The organism is Streptomyces sp. WM6372, from assembly GCF_001279655.1.
Lineage (GTDB): Bacteria > Actinomycetota > Actinomycetes > Streptomycetales > Streptomycetaceae > Streptomyces.
In genome coordinates this window covers 61,742-78,964 of sequence record NZ_LGDB01000200.1, presented here as the reverse complement: position 1 = coordinate 78,964, position 17,223 = coordinate 61,742, and the positions used below count along the sequence as shown (strand labels likewise).

Sequence of the window (17,223 nt, the reverse complement as noted above, 5' to 3'; positions counted from 1 at the left end):
GGGCATCGGGGTACGGGAGCGGCAGTGGCTGTGACTGTGGAAAGATCGAGCGCATGAGCGAGCAGCAGCCGAATCCGTACTCAGGTGACAACGGGGCCCCAGGCGGCCCGGGTTATGGATATCCGCAGGGATATCCGGCGACTCCGGGGACTCCCGGGTACGGGTACCCGGCCACACCGCCCGCGCCCGGTTACCAGCCGACCGTCGGCGGCGCCGGCGTTCCCGCCCCCGGACAGCCCCCGATGATGCCGCCCGGGCAGCCCGCGGGCTACGGCGGCTCCGGGCTGGCGCTCGGCGACATCACCATCGCCGGGGACCAGATCATGACCCCCTCGGGCCCGATGCCGCTCAAGGGCGCCATGTGGAACGCCTCGGACCTCTCCCGCACCGAGACGAAGATCCCGGCGCACGCCATCGTGCTCGCGGTCATCTTCTTCCTGTTCTGCCTGCTCGGCCTGCTCTTCCTCCTCATGAAGGAGAAGACCACCACCGGCTACATCCAGGTCACCGTCACCAGCGGCGGCCGCCACCACTCCACGATGATCCCGGCGGTCGACGCGAGCACCTACCCGTGGGTGATGCAGCAGATCAACTACGCCCGCTCGCTCAGTATCTGACGGGTGATCGACGGATCGGTGATGCCGGTGTCGTCCGCCAGCATCATCGCCTTGCTGAGGATCAGCGCGAGCGTCCGGTCCCCCTCGAAGGGCAGGTACCCGGTCTCCGGCCCGGAGGCCGTGCGCCCCGCCGGGACGATGCACAGGTACTGGTCGCCCGGGTCCATGAGGATGTTCCCCGACCCGAGGTGGATCCGGTACCCGCGCAGCTCGCCCCGTACGTGCAGGAACCGGCCCTCGATCCGGCACCGGTCGGCGATGGCGAGCCTCGGGACCAGCCGCTCCAGCAGGAGCCGGCGGGTCTCGGCGCTCTGGCTGAGCTCGCCGAAGCCGTACGAGGTCCAGTAGTCGTGGAAGCGGCCCCCGGGGCCGCCGTCCTGCCACGTCGGGTCGTTGCCGACGCTGGCCACTCCGACGAACAGGTCGACGTCGCGCAGGACTTCGCTGAGCACGAGCGCGGGGACCTCGGCCAGCGGCACCGGATCGACAGGGGCCTCGCCGTCCCGGAGCCACATCGTGTACTCGCCGCCGCAGGCGTGCGCCAGGTTCTCCGGGGCGCCGATCGGGTAGAAGCGCACCTGGTCCGTGCGCAGTCGCAGGAAGCTGCCCGAGTCGGTGATGTCGAGGTCGTCGTGGTCCCCGCCGTCGCCCTCGATCCAGTACTCGGCGCGCAGCCCCCACTGCGGCAGTTCACGGACGGCGGGCGGCGCGCTGTCGTCCACGGCGAGACGCAGCTTGTTGCGCCAGCCCCGGAGGGCGGCCAGCGAGTGGAACTGGTGCTGGCGCAGGTAGTGCGCGGCGAAGCGGTTCGAGTACGTGCCGGTGCGGAGCTCGGCGTCCGTCAGCGGGTACACCTCGCGGTGGGCCTGCTTGAACGGCTGGGTGATGCCGTGCCGTTCGAGCCAGTCCCGCCAGGCGGCGGCCTCGGCCGGCTCGCGGTCGATGGGGTGCCAGAGGGTCACCTCGGCGCCCTCGGTGACCTCGGTGGCCTCGGCGACCGGGGTGTCGGCGAGGGTGCGCAGCTCGCCGTCGGCGAAGCCGACCGGGGTGCCGTCCACCACCCACAGCAGGCGGCGGGCCAGCGTCCCGACCAGGGGGTGGTCGACGTACCGCTCGCGCCACTTCCCGTACGACCAGGTGCGCCGGGCGAGGAACTGCCGGTCCAGCCGCTCGGCCTGTGCCCCGAGCATCTTGTCGATGTCCTTGACGGCGGCCTTGAGCTCCTTGAGCTCCTCGGCGTGGTCGCGGCGCACGGCGGCCGGCACGCTCTTGACCGCCTTGCCGGCTGAGCTGCGCCAGGACAGCACCGCCTTGGCCCCGCGGACCTCCACGAGGGCGGTGGTCCCGCCCAGCTCGTACGCGGCCCGGCCGACGGAGGTGAGTCCGTACGCGGGCACCGCGAGCTCCTCGATCTCCTCCCGGCTCAGCCCGAGCGCGACGGCCCGCGCTTCCAGGGCCGAGTCCAGCATCTTGAGGGTGCCTTTGAAGGTCACGCGGGTGGCCAGCCGGGCCAGTTCGGCCAGGGAGGCTTCGCCGTCGATGCGGGAGAGGGCGGTGACGGCGGCGTTGGCCACCTTGGGGCACCGCGGGCCGAGTCCCGCGACGTTGCGCAGCGAGGTCTCGGCGAGCGCGCCGAGCGTCCGCGCGGTGTCCGGGTGCGGGGGCAGGAAGGACAGCAGCCAGGCCAGGCCGCGCAGGGCGTTGGCGTTGTACGCGTCGAACTCGTCGTTCGGGTTCGGCCCGTACTGCTCCCCCTGCAGGGCGAGGGTGCGGGGCGCGCCGACGAGCCGGAACCAGCCGAGCAGCCGCTCGCGTACGGCGTCTTCCCCGGCTCCCTCGCCGGATCCCGCCGCGGATCCCGCCGCGGATCCCACCGCGGCCTCCTCGATCAGGGCCCGCCCGGTCTTCTCCCACTTGCCGGTGGGCTTGGCGGCCGTCGCCGTCGCCGCGTGCGCGAGGAGGGCGTGCCAGCGCTCGCCGTCCGCCATCGCCCGGTCCGCCCAGGCCTCGCCGACGTTGAGGACGGGCTCCGTCAGGCGGGGGGCGAGCGCGACGACCGGCTGGTAGCCGTAGGCGACGAGGGCGCTGCGGCGCAGGGTGGCGACGACGGCCGGCGGGACCGTACGGCCCGCGTCGAGCTCGGCGAGGACCAGCTCCGGCACCCATCCGCAGTAGTGGACCGCGCCCTTGCGGCCGATCTCGTCGAGCTTCTCGCGGCGCACGGCGTCGAGCGGTTCGCCCCAGGTCAGGCCCCGCCCCACGGCGGCGGTGATGCCCAGCGCGTTCGCCGGGGCCGGGGAGTCGTCCGCGAGCGGGGCGAGGGCGTCGGCGAGCGCGTCCACGAGCCGCTGCCGGAACTCGGCGGGCCGGGCGTTCACGGCGGTCAGGAGTGCCGCCGCGTCCTTGTTGGTCCGCCAGTGGCCGCTGTAGTGGATGGCCGCCTTCAGCAGCGCGGTGGCGAGCTCCGAGGCGTTCTCGTCCTCCAGGGCCCGGTACGCGGCGTCGGAGTAGGTCCGGTTGGCCATGTCAGCCACCCACCAGGGCGACGAGCTTCAGGAAGGTGACCTCGGTGCCGAGCGGCAGGTCGAGAACCTCGTCGAGATCGGTGACCTGACGGTCCCCGACGAGCACGAGGAACCCGTTGCGCCGGAAGGCGGTGAGCGCGATCTCGGCCTGCTGCTCGGCATCCGCCTGTTCGGGCAGTTTCACCAGACCGGCGGCGCGCCGCTCGGCCACTTCCCGGAAGACCCTGCGCCGGATCAACTCGCGCAGCGCGAGCCGCTCCTCGGCCACCTCGAACTCCCAGCCGTCGGCCCGGCCGTCGGAGGTCGTCTCGTCGACGAACGTCACCATTCCCATGCCCAGAAGCCTAGGACCCGCCGCTGACAACGCCCCCGGCCCCGGCCTTGCTCCACCCCTCGGTCGGCGACCGCCACATGGGGGGCCGCAAGTGGCGACCGAGATCTTCGTCGCCCCCGCCGCACCCGATCCGGTGAACCGTCCGGACAGCCCCTGAGACGGTCACGCCGCCCTCCGATGAAGCTCTCGACCCAGCCCACGGGAGGCCCGAGATGTCGTCCTCGAAGTGACGTCCAGCAAGCCCGCGCCGGAGCAGCGGGTCACTGCTGGCAGCGGCCGAACGTCACGACGTACGTTCCGGCCTGGCTCGCTCCGGCTCCCGCGCGGTCCGCCGCGCCCGGCTGGGCCCAGGCTCCGATCTCCCGCAGCGAGGGGTCCAGGACGATCTGGCGGTGGCCGTACGTGCTGACGTTCACCCACCAGTTGACCGCGGCCATCGGGGTCCCCGAGCCGCCCCAGCCCGTGTACGTGATCTCGGCGACGGCCCACGACCTGGGGTTCGGGCAGTAGCCCGCGGCCTTGATACGGCTCTGCGGTGTGGAGCCGGTCTGCGGGTTGGTGTGCGAGTCCTTGCCCGGACCCCACCACTTCAGCTGCACGGCGGCGGCCGAATGCTGCTGCGCCGCCGTCGTCAGGGCCTGGTTCACGGTGAGGGCGGGCAGGCCCCGCTGGGTGCGCTGGGCGTTGATGAGGCAGATCAGCGCGTTGCGCACGGCGGTGTCGTTGCTGCTGCTCGGGGCCCGGGTACTGGCCGCGGCGTCGCAGGTGACGGCCGCCGCAGGCGCCGCGGCCACCGGTACGAGCGCGGTCGACAGGGCGCCGGCCAGGGCGAGGCCCAGAGCGGTTCGGGTGAGCGAAGCGTGCCTGCTCAAGGAGATCCACCTCCCGCGAACACGGACAGTGCTTTCCAGGGGTTCCAGTGGTTTCAGGGGGTTCCGGTGGCGGCGGGGCCGGGCGGCAGCCGTACGTTTCGCCACGTGGCCCGGCCCCGGCGCGCCACGGCTTCTCCTCCAGGCTGCCACCCGGCCCGCCGGCCCGCCATCCGGACGCGGGCCCGGGTGCCGGCGCCCGGCACGGCGCGTCGACACCGGACCGGTCCCGCGGGACCATGCCCCCGTGACGAGGCTCGCCAAGACCGCTCATCCGGACCGGAGTTCACACCACCTCGGGCGGCGGGGTTTCCTCACCGCCCTGGGGACCGCCGCAGCCACCTTCGCCACCGGGGTCCCCGCCCACGCCACCGAGCACGCGCGCGACGCCGCCTCCGCCGCCGAGTACGTCGACGTCCAGCTCCTCAACATCACCGACCTGCACGGATACCTCCAGGCCGCCCCCGGCGCCAACGCCACCATCACCGGAAACGGGGGACGTACGTACACCGTCGGCGGCGTCGCCCACATGGGCGCCCACCTCGCCCGGCTGCGCGCCGACCGCGCCAACTCGTTCTTCTTCACCCCCGGAGACTCCTTCTCCGGCTGGGAGTTCGACGCCTCCGCCTTCGCCGACGAGCCCACCATCGAGGCCCTGAACCGCATGGGCCTCGACTTCGCGACCGCCGGGAACCACGAGTTCGACAAGTCCCCGGCCTTCCTCCAACGGCACATGGAGCAGGGCGTCCCCTTCCCCGTCGAGGGCCGCGACGCCACCTTCACCGACTCCTCCGGCGTCCGCTTCCACGGCGCCGGCTTCCGCTTCCACAGCGCCAACGTCGTCCGCTCCGCGGACCAGTCCGGCACCGTCCTGCCCCCGTACAACATCGAGACGGTACGGACGGCCGCGGGGCAGGAGTTGCGGATCGGGTTCATCCACCTCACCGCCCTCGGCGCCGAGCTCTTCCCCGGCTCCTACCAGCCCGGCCTGGCCACCCTCGACGAGGTCGCCACCGCCGACCGGTACGCGGCCCGGCTCAAGGCCCAGGGGGTCAACGCGATCGTCCTGAGCATGCACGACGGGGCCGTCGCGGGCGCCGACTTCAACAGCGGCACCGACCCCTCCGGTCCCGCCCTCGACCTGGCGCTGCGCGTCTCCCCCGACATCGACGCCATCGTCACCGGCCACTGGCACACCCGGTTCAACATGATGCTCCCGGACCCGAACGGCGTCCCCCGCCCCTTCGTCGAGGCGGGCTGTTACGGCCAGCTCATCAACGAGATCAACCTCCGCCTCGACCCCGCGACCGGGAAGGTGGTCCGCGAGCTGACGGTGTCGACGAACCACCCCAATACCAGGGACGTCACCCCCGACCCCGCCCTCAAGGAGGTCGTCGACTACTGGGCCGGCCAGGCCGCCGCCCGTGACGCCTCCGAGATCGGCAAGCAGACCGGATCGTTCGTCCGTACGCGCAACACCGCCGGCGAGAGCACGATGGGCGACCTCGTCGCCGACTGGGCCCTGTGGGCGGGCCGCCGCCCGACCGACGCCGAGAACGACGCCAACGTCCACCCCAACGTCCCCGCCCAGCTCGCCCTGGTCGCGGCGGCTCCGCGGGTCGGCCAGGCCGTGATCGCGGGCGATCTCGTACGGGACGCCGCCTCGGGCGGCGCCGTGACCTTCGGCCGCGCCTGGAGGGCCGTCGGCTTCGGGGACCCGATCGTCAGCGCGACGGTGACCGGGCAGCAGATCCACGACGCGCTGGAGCAGCAGTGGACGACGGCGGCCAGTGGTGAACTGCTCTTCGCGCCGCTGGCCGTCTCCAAGAACGTCCGCTACACCTTCAACACCCTGGGGAAGATCGGCGACCGCGTGAACCCTGCCGAGGTATTCATCGACGGCGCCCCGCTCAGCCTCACGGGCACCTACCGCCTCGCGGCCCCCTCGTACACCTTCCTGGCGAACGACGGCTACGGGGCGCTGACCGGCTTCGAGGCCCCGTACCGCCACCAACGCGACTTCGAGAGCTTCGTCGCGTACATCCGCGAGACCCAGACCCTCACCCCGGCCCCGCTGAACCGCGTCACCGCCGCCAACACCACCCGCCGCGGGGCCGACACGGGCCTCGTCCTGGACCGAGGCCCCCTCCTCTACCCCGACGGCACCCCGCTGCCCCGCCCCGAGTCCGCGATCCTCTCGGCCGACCGCCCCCACATGAGGAGGGACGAGCCGGTCCCGCCGTGCTGAACGGCTACAGGGAGGACGTGAAGGCTGCCCAGGCGGCTGTGGCGACGGTGAAGGCGGGGCGGGTGACGTCCTTGGAGTCGCGGACGTGGACGGCGGAGGCGCAGCCAGCGACTTCGACGCACTGGCCGCCATCCCCGCCGCTGTGGCTGCTCTTGCCCCAGGGCAGCGCCACCTCGACGCAATCACCGCCGGAGCCGCCGCTGTAGCTGCTCTTGCCCCAGGCGAGGGCGACCTCCACGCACTCGCCGCCGGAGCCGCCGCTGTAGCTGCTCTTGAACCACGCCAGTTCGGTGCTCATCGCTCCCCCAATAGCTGCTCGATTAGGGCGTGTCTCTTGTAGGGCGTGTCTCTTGGGTGGGTTGGTCAGTTGATCGGACATGTCTGTCCGATTAGTGATTACTGATGCGATGTGGGCTCGGATCGAGCCGTTGATGCCGGCCGATCCGGTCCGGGGGCGGCGGTGGGCTGACCACCGCCGCACTCTTGAGGCCATCGCGTGGAAGTACCGCACCTGCTCGCCTTGGCGAGACCTGCCGGACGAACTGGGATCGTTCCAGACAGCTCACAAGCGGCTGATCAGGTGGGCCGTCGACGGCACCTGGGAACGGATCTTCACCGCCGTTCTGACGGCGGCCGACGCTGGCGACGACATCGGCTGGACCGTGTCGGTGGACTCCACCGTCTGCCGGGCCCACCAGCATGCCGCCGGGGCCAGGAAAGGGGGCGCCCGGCCGGTCGGAACCCGACCATCATGCACTCGGACGCTCCCGCGGCGGCCTGAGTACGAAAGTTCATCTGGCCAGCGACAGCCGTGCCCGGCCACTGGGCTTCCACGTCACCGCAGGTCAGGCCGGTGATGCGCCAGCCTTCGAGGTCATCATGGCAAGGATCCGGGTCCCGCGGAGCGGCATCGGGAGACCCAGAACCCGACCGGTCGCTGTTCTTGCAGATCGCGCCTACTCGTCCCGCGCCATTCGCGGACATCTGCGTCGACGCGGCATCAAGGCGGTCATTCCCCAGCCCGCTGACCAGGTCGGTCACCGCCTGAAGCGGGGCCGTGCCGGAGGCAGGCCACCGGGTTTCGACGGTGAGACCTACAAGCAGCGGAACGCCGTTGAACGATGCATCAACCGGCTCAAGCAGTGGCGAGGTCTGGCCATGCGAACAGACAAGCTCGCCATGGCTTACCAAGCCGCCCTCCACCTCGCCGCCATCCTGATCTGGGTCCGGCGATAGCCTGCTGGGCCTACCGTCCACCCGCCCACGGCACTCAGCAGTTGCCGTGATGGTTCACTTGCCGGACAGCTCGTGGACGGCCGGGGAGGGTGTGTGGAAGAGCCAGGATTCCGGGTGCTGCTGACAGAAGCAGGAGACCGGAAAATGGAGGCAGTCCGTGCGATACGGACGGTCACCGGCCTCAGCCTTTGGAACAGCAAGCTTCTGCTTGCCGACGCACCCGTAGAGATCGAGGCAGCCGGCTGGTTCGAAGCCGCTGTCGAGGCGGCTCGGACCCTTGAGGACGCAGGCGCCCGCACCAGGCTGCTCTGCGATTGCTGCGGCCGCCCCATTAGACGGGGAGCCTGCAGTGCACGGACCCGCGGGCCCTGGAGATCTGCTGGGCAAGGGGCCTGCCCACTGCGATCTGAAATCGGCCCAGTTTGGTCTGAGAGACAAGCCCTAGGTGTGTCGACTCCCGTGGCGTGAGGGCCAACCCTCGGATGCTCGCATGGCGTTGAACCATCCCGCTGACCTCCTCGGGCTTCTGGATCAACCAGCTGTGCTCCTGCACCTCAACATAGCCAACCATTCGGTACTGAGGCACTTCCACGAGGGTCATCGAGCCATCCGAACCAACCGGCTCTTCGCAGTCCAGGGGCACCACCTGGATGCAGACGTGCGGGAGCCGACCAACCTCCAGCAGGTGGCGGATCTGGTCCCGCCATACGGATTCGCCGCCTGTCTTGCGGAGGAGCACTGACTGTTCGATCACGAAGCACAGTTCGGGTGCCGGATCCCGGTAGAGGAGCTTTTGCCTGCCCACTCGGTCGACTAACCGCTTTTCGATCTCCTCGGCGGGCACCGTCGGCCGATACGCCTCGAACAGCCTGCGCGCATAGGCCTCCGTCTGTAGGAGCCCGTGCAGCATGTGCGTGGAGTACACCCACAGGCTCACCGCTTTGGCCTCGATGGACGTGAAGTTGCTGTACTGCGGCGAGTGCCGCTCCTCCTCCAGGTACGGGACGACCGCTTTCAGTACGCCGTTGGCGGTGAGCAGCTCGTCAAGCTTTTCCAGGACCACCGGATCGATGGTCCGGTCACCGCGCTCGAACGCTCCGATCGCCGAGCCCGAGAAGTTGGTCCGGCCTCCCAGCTCGGTTCGGGACACTCCGCTCTTCTCGCGCAGGGTGCGGATCTGAGCTCCCAAGCCGCGTCGCAGCGCAGAAGGCAGGGGTTCACTCGGGTTCACAGGATCGGCCACTGGTTCACAGCCCTTCTCGCATCGCCGTCCGTGACGACTCAACTACTGTTCAACGCTACGGCTGAGCCATCAGCCTTGCGGCATGAACGAGGAAATCCCGCCACCCCCCTGGGCCCCCGACTGGGTGCCCGACTCCGGATTCCAGCTGCGGCTCGCCGGCGTGCACTTCGATGCCGTCCGGATCCAGGGGCAGCTCGGCGAAGAGGTCGCCAAGAGCCTCTGCCGGCTCACCGACCACGCCCCCGGGCCGATCGTCTACGAGCTCACCGGGTACCGGTGGATGTACTTCCTGCTCCCGCCCCACACCGCCCGCGTCCGGACCTGGCCGACGTACACGCAGCGCTACACCTCCCGCACCCGGAACGCCTCCGCGTACGTCGGCGTACCCGCCCTCTCCGGGACCACCTGGCCCCTCGCCTGGCGGTCGGTGCCGACGCGCGGGGCGCCGTACGTGGACCCGGACCTGCTGGAGAAAGTCACCGGCACCGAGAACGCTTGAACCTGTTCAAAAAGAGGTCTACAGTCAGTCCTGCCAACGAGTTGAACACGTTCAAGGGGGGCTGAGGCATGGACCTCACCGTCGTCGCATACGTCATCTACCTGCTCATCAGCATCGGGCTGACCGTCTGGGTCGCCCGTACGCTCAGCCGAAACGGCCGCATCTTCATCGCCGACGTCCTGCACGGGAACGAGAAGCTCGCGGACGCCGTGAACCACCTCCTGGTGGTGGGGTTCTACCTCGTCAACATCGGCTTCGTGACGCTCTACCTGCGCTCGGACGTCGGCATCGAAACGGCCCGCGAGCTCTTCGAGGCCCTGTCGGTCAAGATCGGCGTCGTCCTCCTCGTCCTCGGCGTCATGCACCTCGGCAACGTGTGGGTGCTGAACAAGATGCGCCGCCGCGGGATCATGGAGCGCCAGCAGACCCCGCCGGTCGCCCCGCAGGGGTGGACCGCTCCGGCCGGGGCCTGAGCGATGACCACGGCAACGGCAACGGCGGCGCAGGCGACCCGGTACCTGACCGTGCTGTACGACGCCAACTGCCCCCTCTGCGTGCACATCCGTCACTGGCTGCTCGGGCAGCGCTGGCTGGTGCCGCTGCGGCTGATCCCGGCCGGGTCCTTCGCGGCGCAGGGGAAGTTCCCGCAGCTCGACCACGCGTCGACGCTCCGCGAGATCACCGTCATCGGGGACGGGGGGCAGGTGTGGACCGGGACCGATGCCTTCATCGTGTGCCTGTGGGCGCTGGCGGAGCACCGGCCGAAGGCGAACTGGCTCGCCACCCCGGCGGGCCGGCCCTTCGCCCGGGCCGCCATGTACACGGCCTCCGCATGGCGCCAAGCCGTACGGACCGAGCCCGGGGCAGAGGGAGAAGTGGAGCCGGAGGCCCCGGCCTGTGGCGACCACTGCTCCGTACCCGGATAGGCTCGTACACCGTGACTGATCAGAAGGCTCCCAAGAGCGAGCAGACCCGCACGCTCATCCTCGAAACCGCGCTCCGTCTCTTCCAGGAGCGCGGCTTCGACAAGACGACCATGCGGGCCATCGCCAAGGAGGCAGGGGTCTCGGTCGGCAACGCCTACTACTACTTCGAGTCGAAGGAACACCTGGTCCAGGGGTTCTACGACCGGATCGGCGCCGCGCACCAGGCCGCGGTCCGGCCCATCCTCGACAGCGAGACCGATCTGCAGAAGCGGCTCGCGGGTGTGCTGACGAGCTGGCTCGACATCGCGGCGCCGTACCACGAGTTCGCCTCACAGTTCTTCAAGAACGCGGCGGACCCCGAGAGCCCGCTCAGCCCCTTCTCCCCCGAATCGGAACCCGCCCGCAAGGCGGCGATCGACATGCACCGCGAGGTGCTGGGCGGCGCGAAGACGAAGGTCCCGGCCGAACTGGCCGACGTACTGCCGGAGCTGATGTGGCTCTCGCAGATGGGGCTCGTCCTGTACTGGGTCTTCGACCGGTCCCCGAACAGCGAGAAGACGCGGCGGCTCGCGGAGCGCGGCGCCCAGCTGACGACGCGGGGCATCGTCCTGGCCCGGTTCCGGGTGCTGCGGCCGCTGGTGCGCGAGGTCCACGAGCTGTTCGCGGACTTCCTGCCGGGGATGGCGCAGACGGTGGTGTCGAAGAAGAAGCGGGCCTCCGACCCGGACGCCGACTTCGACCCCGAGGCCGGCACCGGCTCCGACACCGGCTCCGACGCCGGCCGCGGGTAGCGGCCGGCGGGCGCAGCGGCTACAGCCAGTTGAGCTCCCACAGGCGCCAGACCCCGGTGCCGTCGGAGAGGTACTGGGCGCCGGAGACGGAGTCGCGGGACATCACGTAGTCCTTCTTCTGCCAGATGGGCAGCATCGGGACCTGCTGGGAGACCAGCTTCTGGAGCTCGCGGAAGTCGGCGGCGGCCTGGCCGCGGTCCGAGAAGGACTGGGTCCGGGCGATGAGGCCGTCGACGGCCTTGTCGGAGAAGCCGTTGTTCATGCTGGAGTCGGCGCCGACGAGCGGGGCGAGGAAGTTGTCCGCGTCCGGGAAGTCGGCGATCCAGCCGATGGTGTACGCGTCGAACTCACCGGCCGCGTAGGCCTTCTGGAAGTCGGCCCACTGCTCGACGGCCTTGATCTTGATCTGGAAGAGCCCGGTGGCCGTGAGCTGCTTCGCGATCTCGTCGGCCTCCGCGACGTTCGGACCGCGCGTGTTCACGCCGAGGGTGAGGGAGACCGGGGCGGTGATCCCGGCGTCCTTGAGCAGCTTCTTCGCGGTGGCGCCGTTGGGCGCCGGGTACGTGTCGAAGAACGGGGTGCTGTGCGAGGAGATGCCGGCCGGGACGAGGGAGTAGAGCGGGGTCACCGTGCCGCGGTGGATCTCGGCGGCCACCTTGGAGCGGTCGATGACGGCGGCGATCGCCTGGCGTACGGCGAGCGGGGCGGCCGTGGAGCCGGGGCGGACGTTGAAGACCAGGCTGCGGGTCTCGGAACCGCCCGAGGCCTGGTACTTGGTGTCCTTCAGCCCCGGGTTGAGCCCGGCGAGCACCTCCGGCGGCATGTCGCGGTGGGCGACCTCGACCTGGTGGCCGGTCCAGGCCTGGTTCAGCTGGGCGGAGTCCTTGTAGTACCGGACGGTGACGGCCGTCTTGGCGGGCTGCTTGGACTGGCCGCGGTAGGCCGGGTTCGGCTTGAGCTCGGCGCTGGTGCCGGCCTCGTACGCGCCCAGGGTGAACGGGCCGGAGCCGTCGACCTTGCCGTCCTCGCGGAGGCTCTTCGCCGGGTACTTCTCCTTGTCGACGATCGAGGCGGCGCCCGTCGCGATCTTGAAGGGGAAGGTGGCGTCCGGCGTGGAGAGCGTGAAGGTGACGGTGAGGCCCTCGGCCTTGACCGACTGCAGCGTGTTGAACAGCGGCGCCGGACCCTGGTCGGAGTTGATCGCCTTGATCCGGTCGAAGGAGTGCTTGACGTCCTCGGCGGTGACGGAGCGCCCGCCGGCGAACTTCAGGTCGGGGCGGAGCTCGCACTGGTACGTGGTGAGCTGCGCGCCGGTGAACTTGCAGGCGGAGGCCGCGTCCGGGACGGGGGTGTCGGAGCCGGACTTGATGGACAGCAGCGACTGGTAGACGTTGCTGAAGAGGGCCCAGGAGCCGGCGTCGTACGCCCCGGCGGGGTCGAGGGACGAGACCACGTCGCTCGTCCCGACCCGCAGGGCGGTCCCGCTGCCGCGGCCCTCCTCCGGAAGCAGCTGCCAGGCGCCGACACCGGCCACGCCGATCACCAGCCCCGCCGCGATGACCTTCGAGCGGACAGACTTCACCCTTGACCCCACCCCACCCATGAAAATGCCATGGTTTGACTCGCCCACCGGATCCCCATGTCCGATTAACGGTCATCCCATCACGGAATTTCAGCCTCGGGAAGGCCGATTCACGGCGGGTCGTTACCGCTTGCGCCCGGTCAGGCCTGGTATGAGGCGAGTTCGACGACCGTGATGTCGGACGGGGCCCCGACCCGGACCGGCGGGCCCCAGGCGCCCGCGCCGCGCGAGACGTAGAGCTGGGTGTCGCCGTAGCGCTCCAGCCCGGCGACGGTGGGGTTGGCGAGTTCGGCGAGGTAGTTGCCGGGCCAGAGCTGGCCGCCGTGGGTGTGGCCGGAGAGCTGGAGGTCGACGCCGTGGCGGACGGCGTCGTGGATGACGACCGGCTGGTGGGCCATGAGTACGGCGGCGCGGGCCGGGTCGCGGTCGCCGAGCGCGGCCGTGAAGTCCGGACCGTGGCCCTCCGTCTCGCCCTGGACGTCGTTGACGCCGGCGAGGTCGAAGTACGGGAGGGCGCGGCGGGCGTTCTCCAGGGGGGTGAGGCCGAGCTCGCGGACGTGGTCGATCCACTGCTGGGCGCCGGAGAAGTACTCGTGGTTGCCGGTGACGAAGTACGAGCCGTGGCGGGCGGAGAGCCGGCGCAGGGGCTCGGCGGCGCTGCCGAGGTCCTGGACGCTGCCGTCCACGAGGTCGCCGACGATGGCGATGAGGTCGGGCTGGGTGCGGTTGACCGTCTCGACGATGCGGGTGGTGTGGGCGCGGCCGAGGATCGGGCCGAGGTGGATGTCGCTGACCACGGCGATGCGGAAGCCGTGCGCCGCGCGGGGCAGTTTGGCGAGGGGGACCCGGACGCGCTTGACGCGGGGGCCGCGGAGAACTCCGTACGTGCCGGTGGCCACGGTTCCGGTGGCCGCGAGGGCGGCGGCGCCGCCGACCGCTCGCGCGACGAACTGGCGGCGGGTGGCTCCGCCGGGGGCTTCGGCCGGGGCTTCGGCCGGCTCGGCCGCTGCGGCCGGGGCCTGCGCCGCCGGGGCTGCGGCCGAGGCCTGCGCCGGGGTGCCTGGGGCCTGCGTCGCCGGGGGCGCTCCGGCGGGGGCTTGCGTCGGCGGGGCCAGGGTGGCCGGGTCGGTGGCGGGGGCGCCCTGCGGGGCCGGTCCCCCACCCGCCCTTCCACCTCCCCCGGACCCGGGAAGGCCCGGGTGCTCTGCCCCCGGACCCTCCCCCTCGCTGCGCTGGGGGGACCCCCCGCGCCTCGAACGCCCGCGGGGCTGGACGTGGCCGGCGATGCCGGTAGGCGTCCGGCGGAGCAGGAACGCCCGGACGGGCTCCGCCACCAGCATCGCCAGGGACAGGTACAGGAGGACCGCCAGCCACATGTAACCCGGCCAGGCCACGGACTGTTGGAGCCAGAAGGGGGCGCCGGCGCGGCCCGAGGTGAGGGCGGCCAGCGAGAGGAGCGGCAGCGTGAAGGCGAGGGCCGTCCCGATGCGGCGCGCCGCGGCGCCCGGGCGCGTCGTATCGCGGACCAGCCGGACCCACAGCCAGCGGTGGACCAGCACCAGCAGGGCCAGGACCACCAGCGCGATCACCGCGAAGAGCAGGACCTTCACGCCTCCGGACCCCGGCGTGATTCACGCCGCAGCGCGAGGACTCCGCGCAACCCGATCACACCAACGGCCGTCCCCAGGAGAAAGGAGGCGATGGCCAAGAGAAGGTGTACCCAGAAGTAGGCCGTCGGCTCGCCCGCCGCGTCGAATGCCAGACCACTGGCGTCCTTCCACAGGTTCCGGACGAAAGTTGCCCAGATGAACCAGCTCCACACTCCGAAGGCGAGCAGGAACCAGGAGACGGCGCGGCTGAGTTTCATGCCCCCAGTATCGGTTCGGTCCCCAGGACGGACGCGTCGGGGTGGGCTGTACCGGCGGTGGTTCGGCCATGTTGGCCGGTCCCTGACTGCGGACAGCCGATCGGGATGTACTTTCACCTGCGTGTCTGCCAAGAAGACCGCGCTGACGGTCCTTTCCGCCGGGCTGCTGGTCCCCGCGATGCTCGTGGTGCCCGCGCACGCCGCGCCCGCTCCGCCGTCGGACGGGAAAGCGCAGCCGCCCAAGACCCCGGCCGCGGCCGCGCCGCCGGCGTCGATGTCCACCGTCGGCGGGGCCCTGCTCGGCAAGCCGGGGGTGCAGGTGAACCCCCTCGCCGGGGCGCCCGCGCTGCCGGCGAACCTGACGGGGCGTTCGTGGATCGTGGCCGACGCCGAGACCGGCGAGGTGCTGGCCGCCAACAACGCGCACTGGCGGCTGCCCCCGGCCTCCACCCTGAAGATGCTCTTCGCGGACACGGTGCTGCCGAGCCTCCCGAAGGACCAGGTCCACAAGGTCACCCAGCAGGAGATGGAGGGCGTCGGCGCGGGCTCCAGCCTCGTCGGGGTCAAGGAGGACCACGAGTACTCGGTGCACGACCTGTGGCTCGGGGTGTTCCTGCGGTCCGGGAACGACGCCGTGCACGTGCTGGCCGCCATGAACGGCGGCATCGACAAGACCGTCAAGGACATGCAGGCGCACGCCGAGGAGCTCCAGGCCCTCGACACGCACGTGGTGTCGCCGGACGGGTACGACGCCCCGGAGCAGGTGTCGAGCGCGTACGACCTCACCCTCATCGCCCGCTCCGGGCTGCAGAAGCAGGACTTCCGGGAGTACTGCGGGACGGCGGAGGCGAAGTTCCCGGGGCGGCAGGAGCCCGGGAAGCCGCGGGAGTACTTCGAGATCCAGAACACCAACCGGCTGATGACGGGCTCCGGCGGGCTCTCCCCGTACAAGGGCATCGCGGGGGTGAAGAACGGCAACACGACCATGGCCGGGTCGACCTTCACCGGCGCGGCGCAGCAGGGCAACAAGAAGCTGCTGGTCACGGTGATGAACCCGGCCTCGGGCGGGCTGAACTCGGTCTACGAGGAGACGGCCAACCTGTTCGACTGGGGGTTCGCGGCGATCGGCAAGGTCAAGCCGGTGGGCGAGCTGGTCCCGCCGAAGAGCGCGGACACCTCCTCGCTCGGCTCCCCCGCCCAGTCGCACGAGAACAACTCCTCGGCGGCCGGTGAGGGCGCGGGCGGCGGTGTCGGCACTGCGCTCGGGGTCGCGGGCGGGGCGCTGGCCGTGATCGCGGGCGGGGCGTACGCGGTCAACCGGCGCTGGCCGCGTGGGCCGCGCGGCCGCCGCGCCGGTGGCGGTGGTGGCGGCGGCGGCGGCGAGGTGTCGTAGGCCCGGCCTGATCCAAAGGACACGGCCTAGGTGTCCTGGGCCTTCCCGGCCGTCCCGCCCGCCCGCTTCTCCGGGTCCTCCGGGCCCACCGGCTCCTCCGGTTCCTCCGGGCTCTGCGCGCCGTCGCCGTCCGCGTCGGCGCGGGTGGCCGTCCAGGCGGAGCAGTACAGCAGCAGCTTCGCCATGAGGTTGATCCAGATCAGCAGGGCGACGGGCACGCCGAAGGCCCCGTACATGCTCTTCGCGGCGACCCCGCGCATATAGCCGCTGAGCAGCAGTTTCAGCAGTTCGAAGCCGGCCGCGCCGAGGAGGGCGGCCTGGATCAGGTGGCGGCGCGGCGGTTCCACGCCGGGCAGCAGGGTCAGCACGTACAGCAGGATCAGGAAGGCGGCGACGACGCCGACGAGGAAGGCGCCGGCGCGCAGGAGCGCGCCGCCCGCGCCGTGCTGCGGCACGCCCAGCCAGCCGCCGAACTTTCCGACCGCGCTGGAGCCCAGGATCGAGGCCGCCGCCGAGGCCAGGCCCACTCCGCCGAGGCCGACGAGCACGAGCGCGTCCTTGCCCTTGCGGACGATGGGGTTCCCCAGGTCCTCGTCGTCCTTCTCCCACACCGCGCGCAGGCAGTCCCGCATCGAGCCGACCCACCCGATGCCGGTGACGAGCAGCAGGGCGGCGGCGACGAGCCCGACCGTGCCCGCGTTGGCGACGAGGCCGTTGATGTCGAGCTGGTCGGAGATGCCGGGGACCTGCTCGGTGAGGTTCTTCTGAAGCCGGTCCAGCTGCTCCTGGCTGAGCAGTGCGACGCCGATGACGGCGGCCACGGTGATCAGCGGGAAGAGCGCGATGAAGCTGATGAAGGTGATCGCGGCGGCGAGCCGGCTCCAGTGGACCCGGTCGAGGCGCTCGTAGGCGCGCCAGGCGTGGGTCCTCATCAACCGGACCACGAGCGGGCCGATCACCGGGAGTTTCGTCAGCCAGTCCATGGAGTCACGGTAAATGAGCCGACGGAAATAGCCGGGATTATCCGGTCCGGGCGCTACGGTCGTCGATTGTGACTTTTCGCGAAGCGCTTCCGACGGGCTGTTCCTTCCCC

At 71.1% G+C, this 17,223-nt stretch carries 17 protein-coding genes and 1 pseudogene; 9 read left to right on the top strand and 9 right to left on the bottom strand.

Annotated elements, in window-relative coordinates; all coding sequences use genetic code 11:
- Nucleotides 1–53 precede the first annotated feature (53 nt).
- Complete coding sequence (locus ADK52_RS24755) at nt 54–617, top strand: hypothetical protein (RefSeq protein WP_053692040.1); 564 nt, start codon at nt 54–56, stop codon at nt 615–617.
- Here ADK52_RS24755 and ADK52_RS24750 read toward each other — a convergent pair.
- The 3 genes from ADK52_RS24750 to ADK52_RS24740 form a co-directional block, all read right to left on the bottom strand.
- Nucleotides 593–3,142, bottom strand: coding sequence for a DUF4132 domain-containing protein (locus ADK52_RS24750; RefSeq protein WP_053692039.1), 2,550 nt, complete (start codon nt 3,140–3,142; stop codon nt 593–595). The two genes, ADK52_RS24755 and ADK52_RS24750, sit on opposite strands and share 25 nt — an antisense overlap.
- Before the next feature lies 1 nt (nt 3,143).
- On the bottom strand, nt 3,144–3,476 hold the full coding sequence (locus tag ADK52_RS24745) for a hypothetical protein (protein ID WP_053692038.1): 333 nt from the start codon (nt 3,474–3,476) through the stop codon (nt 3,144–3,146).
- Between the two features lie 260 nt (nt 3,477–3,736).
- A complete protein-coding gene (locus tag ADK52_RS24740; RefSeq protein ID WP_234344212.1) occupies nt 3,737–4,348 on the bottom strand; it encodes a CAP domain-containing protein in 612 nt (203 codons plus the stop codon).
- 244 nt (nt 4,349–4,592) lie between these two features.
- Between ADK52_RS24740 and ADK52_RS24735 the strand changes: the two genes are divergently transcribed.
- On the top strand, nt 4,593–6,593 hold the full coding sequence (locus tag ADK52_RS24735) for a bifunctional metallophosphatase/5'-nucleotidase (RefSeq protein WP_053692037.1): 2,001 nt from the start codon (nt 4,593–4,595) through the stop codon (nt 6,591–6,593).
- A 4-nt stretch (nt 6,594–6,597) separates the two neighbouring features.
- Here the strand turns inward: ADK52_RS24735 and ADK52_RS24730 are convergent, their stop codons facing one another.
- Complete coding sequence (locus tag ADK52_RS24730; protein ID WP_053692036.1) at nt 6,598–6,891, bottom strand: DUF397 domain-containing protein; 294 nt, start codon at nt 6,889–6,891, stop codon at nt 6,598–6,600.
- 79 nt (nt 6,892–6,970) lie between these two features.
- On the opposite strand from ADK52_RS24730, the gene ADK52_RS40465 reads away from it, so the two are divergent.
- A protein-coding gene (locus ADK52_RS40465; RefSeq protein WP_234344211.1) for an IS5 family transposase occupies nt 6,971–7,829 on the top strand; the annotation gives its coding sequence in 2 pieces (ribosomal slippage) (nt 6,971–7,323 and nt 7,322–7,829; 861 coding nt in all).
- A 72-nt stretch (nt 7,830–7,901) separates the two neighbouring features.
- Nucleotides 7,902–8,117, top strand: a pseudogene (locus ADK52_RS44595) (ribosomal protein L7/L12); the annotation flags it as partial.
- A gap of 43 nt (nt 8,118–8,160) precedes the next feature.
- Here ADK52_RS44595 and ADK52_RS43925 read toward each other — a convergent pair.
- Entirely contained in the window at nt 8,161–9,060 is a 900-nt protein-coding gene (locus ADK52_RS43925) for a helix-turn-helix domain-containing protein (RefSeq protein WP_267887288.1), read from the bottom strand.
- Nucleotides 9,061–9,154: 94 nt separating this feature from the next.
- Between ADK52_RS43925 and ADK52_RS24715 the strand changes: the two genes are divergently transcribed.
- The 4 genes from ADK52_RS24715 to ADK52_RS24700 all read left to right on the top strand — a co-directional run bounded on the left by ADK52_RS24715 (nt 9,155) and on the right by ADK52_RS24700 (nt 11,288).
- Nucleotides 9,155–9,571 (top strand): hypothetical protein, encoded by a 417-nt coding sequence (locus ADK52_RS24715; RefSeq protein WP_053692033.1) that lies wholly within the window; start codon nt 9,155–9,157, stop codon nt 9,569–9,571.
- A gap of 68 nt (nt 9,572–9,639) precedes the next feature.
- A complete protein-coding gene (locus ADK52_RS24710) occupies nt 9,640–10,044 on the top strand; it encodes a hypothetical protein (RefSeq protein ID WP_030154882.1) in 405 nt (134 codons plus the stop codon).
- Nucleotides 10,045–10,047: 3 nt separating this feature from the next.
- Nucleotides 10,048–10,497, top strand: a complete 450-nt coding sequence (locus tag ADK52_RS24705; protein ID WP_053692032.1) for a thiol-disulfide oxidoreductase DCC family protein — start codon at nt 10,048–10,050, stop codon at nt 10,495–10,497.
- An 11-nt stretch (nt 10,498–10,508) separates the two neighbouring features.
- The gene (locus ADK52_RS24700; protein WP_078988571.1) at nt 10,509–11,288 is read left to right on the top strand and encodes a TetR/AcrR family transcriptional regulator; all 780 of its coding nucleotides are present in this window, start codon (nt 10,509–10,511) and stop codon (nt 11,286–11,288) included.
- A 19-nt stretch (nt 11,289–11,307) separates the two neighbouring features.
- Here ADK52_RS24700 and ADK52_RS24695 read toward each other — a convergent pair whose 3' ends face one another.
- The 3 genes from ADK52_RS24695 to ADK52_RS24685 form a co-directional block, all read right to left on the bottom strand.
- The gene (locus ADK52_RS24695; RefSeq protein ID WP_053692031.1) at nt 11,308–12,870 is read right to left on the bottom strand and encodes an ABC transporter substrate-binding protein; all 1,563 of its coding nucleotides are present in this window, start codon (nt 12,868–12,870) and stop codon (nt 11,308–11,310) included.
- A gap of 140 nt (nt 12,871–13,010) precedes the next feature.
- Complete coding sequence (locus tag ADK52_RS24690; RefSeq protein WP_053692080.1) at nt 13,011–14,471, bottom strand: metallophosphoesterase; 1,461 nt, start codon at nt 14,469–14,471, stop codon at nt 13,011–13,013.
- 5 nt (nt 14,472–14,476) lie between these two features.
- Nucleotides 14,477–14,737, bottom strand: a complete 261-nt coding sequence (locus ADK52_RS24685) for an SCO4848 family membrane protein (protein ID WP_053692030.1) — start codon at nt 14,735–14,737, stop codon at nt 14,477–14,479.
- Nucleotides 14,738–14,858: 121 nt separating this feature from the next.
- Here ADK52_RS24685 and ADK52_RS24680 point away from each other — a divergent pair, with 121 nt between their 5' ends.
- Nucleotides 14,859–16,130, top strand: a complete 1,272-nt coding sequence (locus ADK52_RS24680; protein ID WP_063783931.1) for a D-alanyl-D-alanine carboxypeptidase family protein — start codon at nt 14,859–14,861, stop codon at nt 16,128–16,130.
- Between the two features lie 26 nt (nt 16,131–16,156).
- On the opposite strand, the gene ADK52_RS24675 is transcribed toward ADK52_RS24680, so the two are convergent.
- Nucleotides 16,157–17,113 carry a YihY/virulence factor BrkB family protein gene (locus ADK52_RS24675; RefSeq protein WP_053692029.1) on the bottom strand — a complete coding sequence of 319 codons (957 nt, stop codon included), beginning with the start codon at nt 17,111–17,113 and terminating at the stop codon, nt 16,157–16,159.
- Between the last annotated feature and the right edge of the window lie 110 nt (nt 17,114–17,223).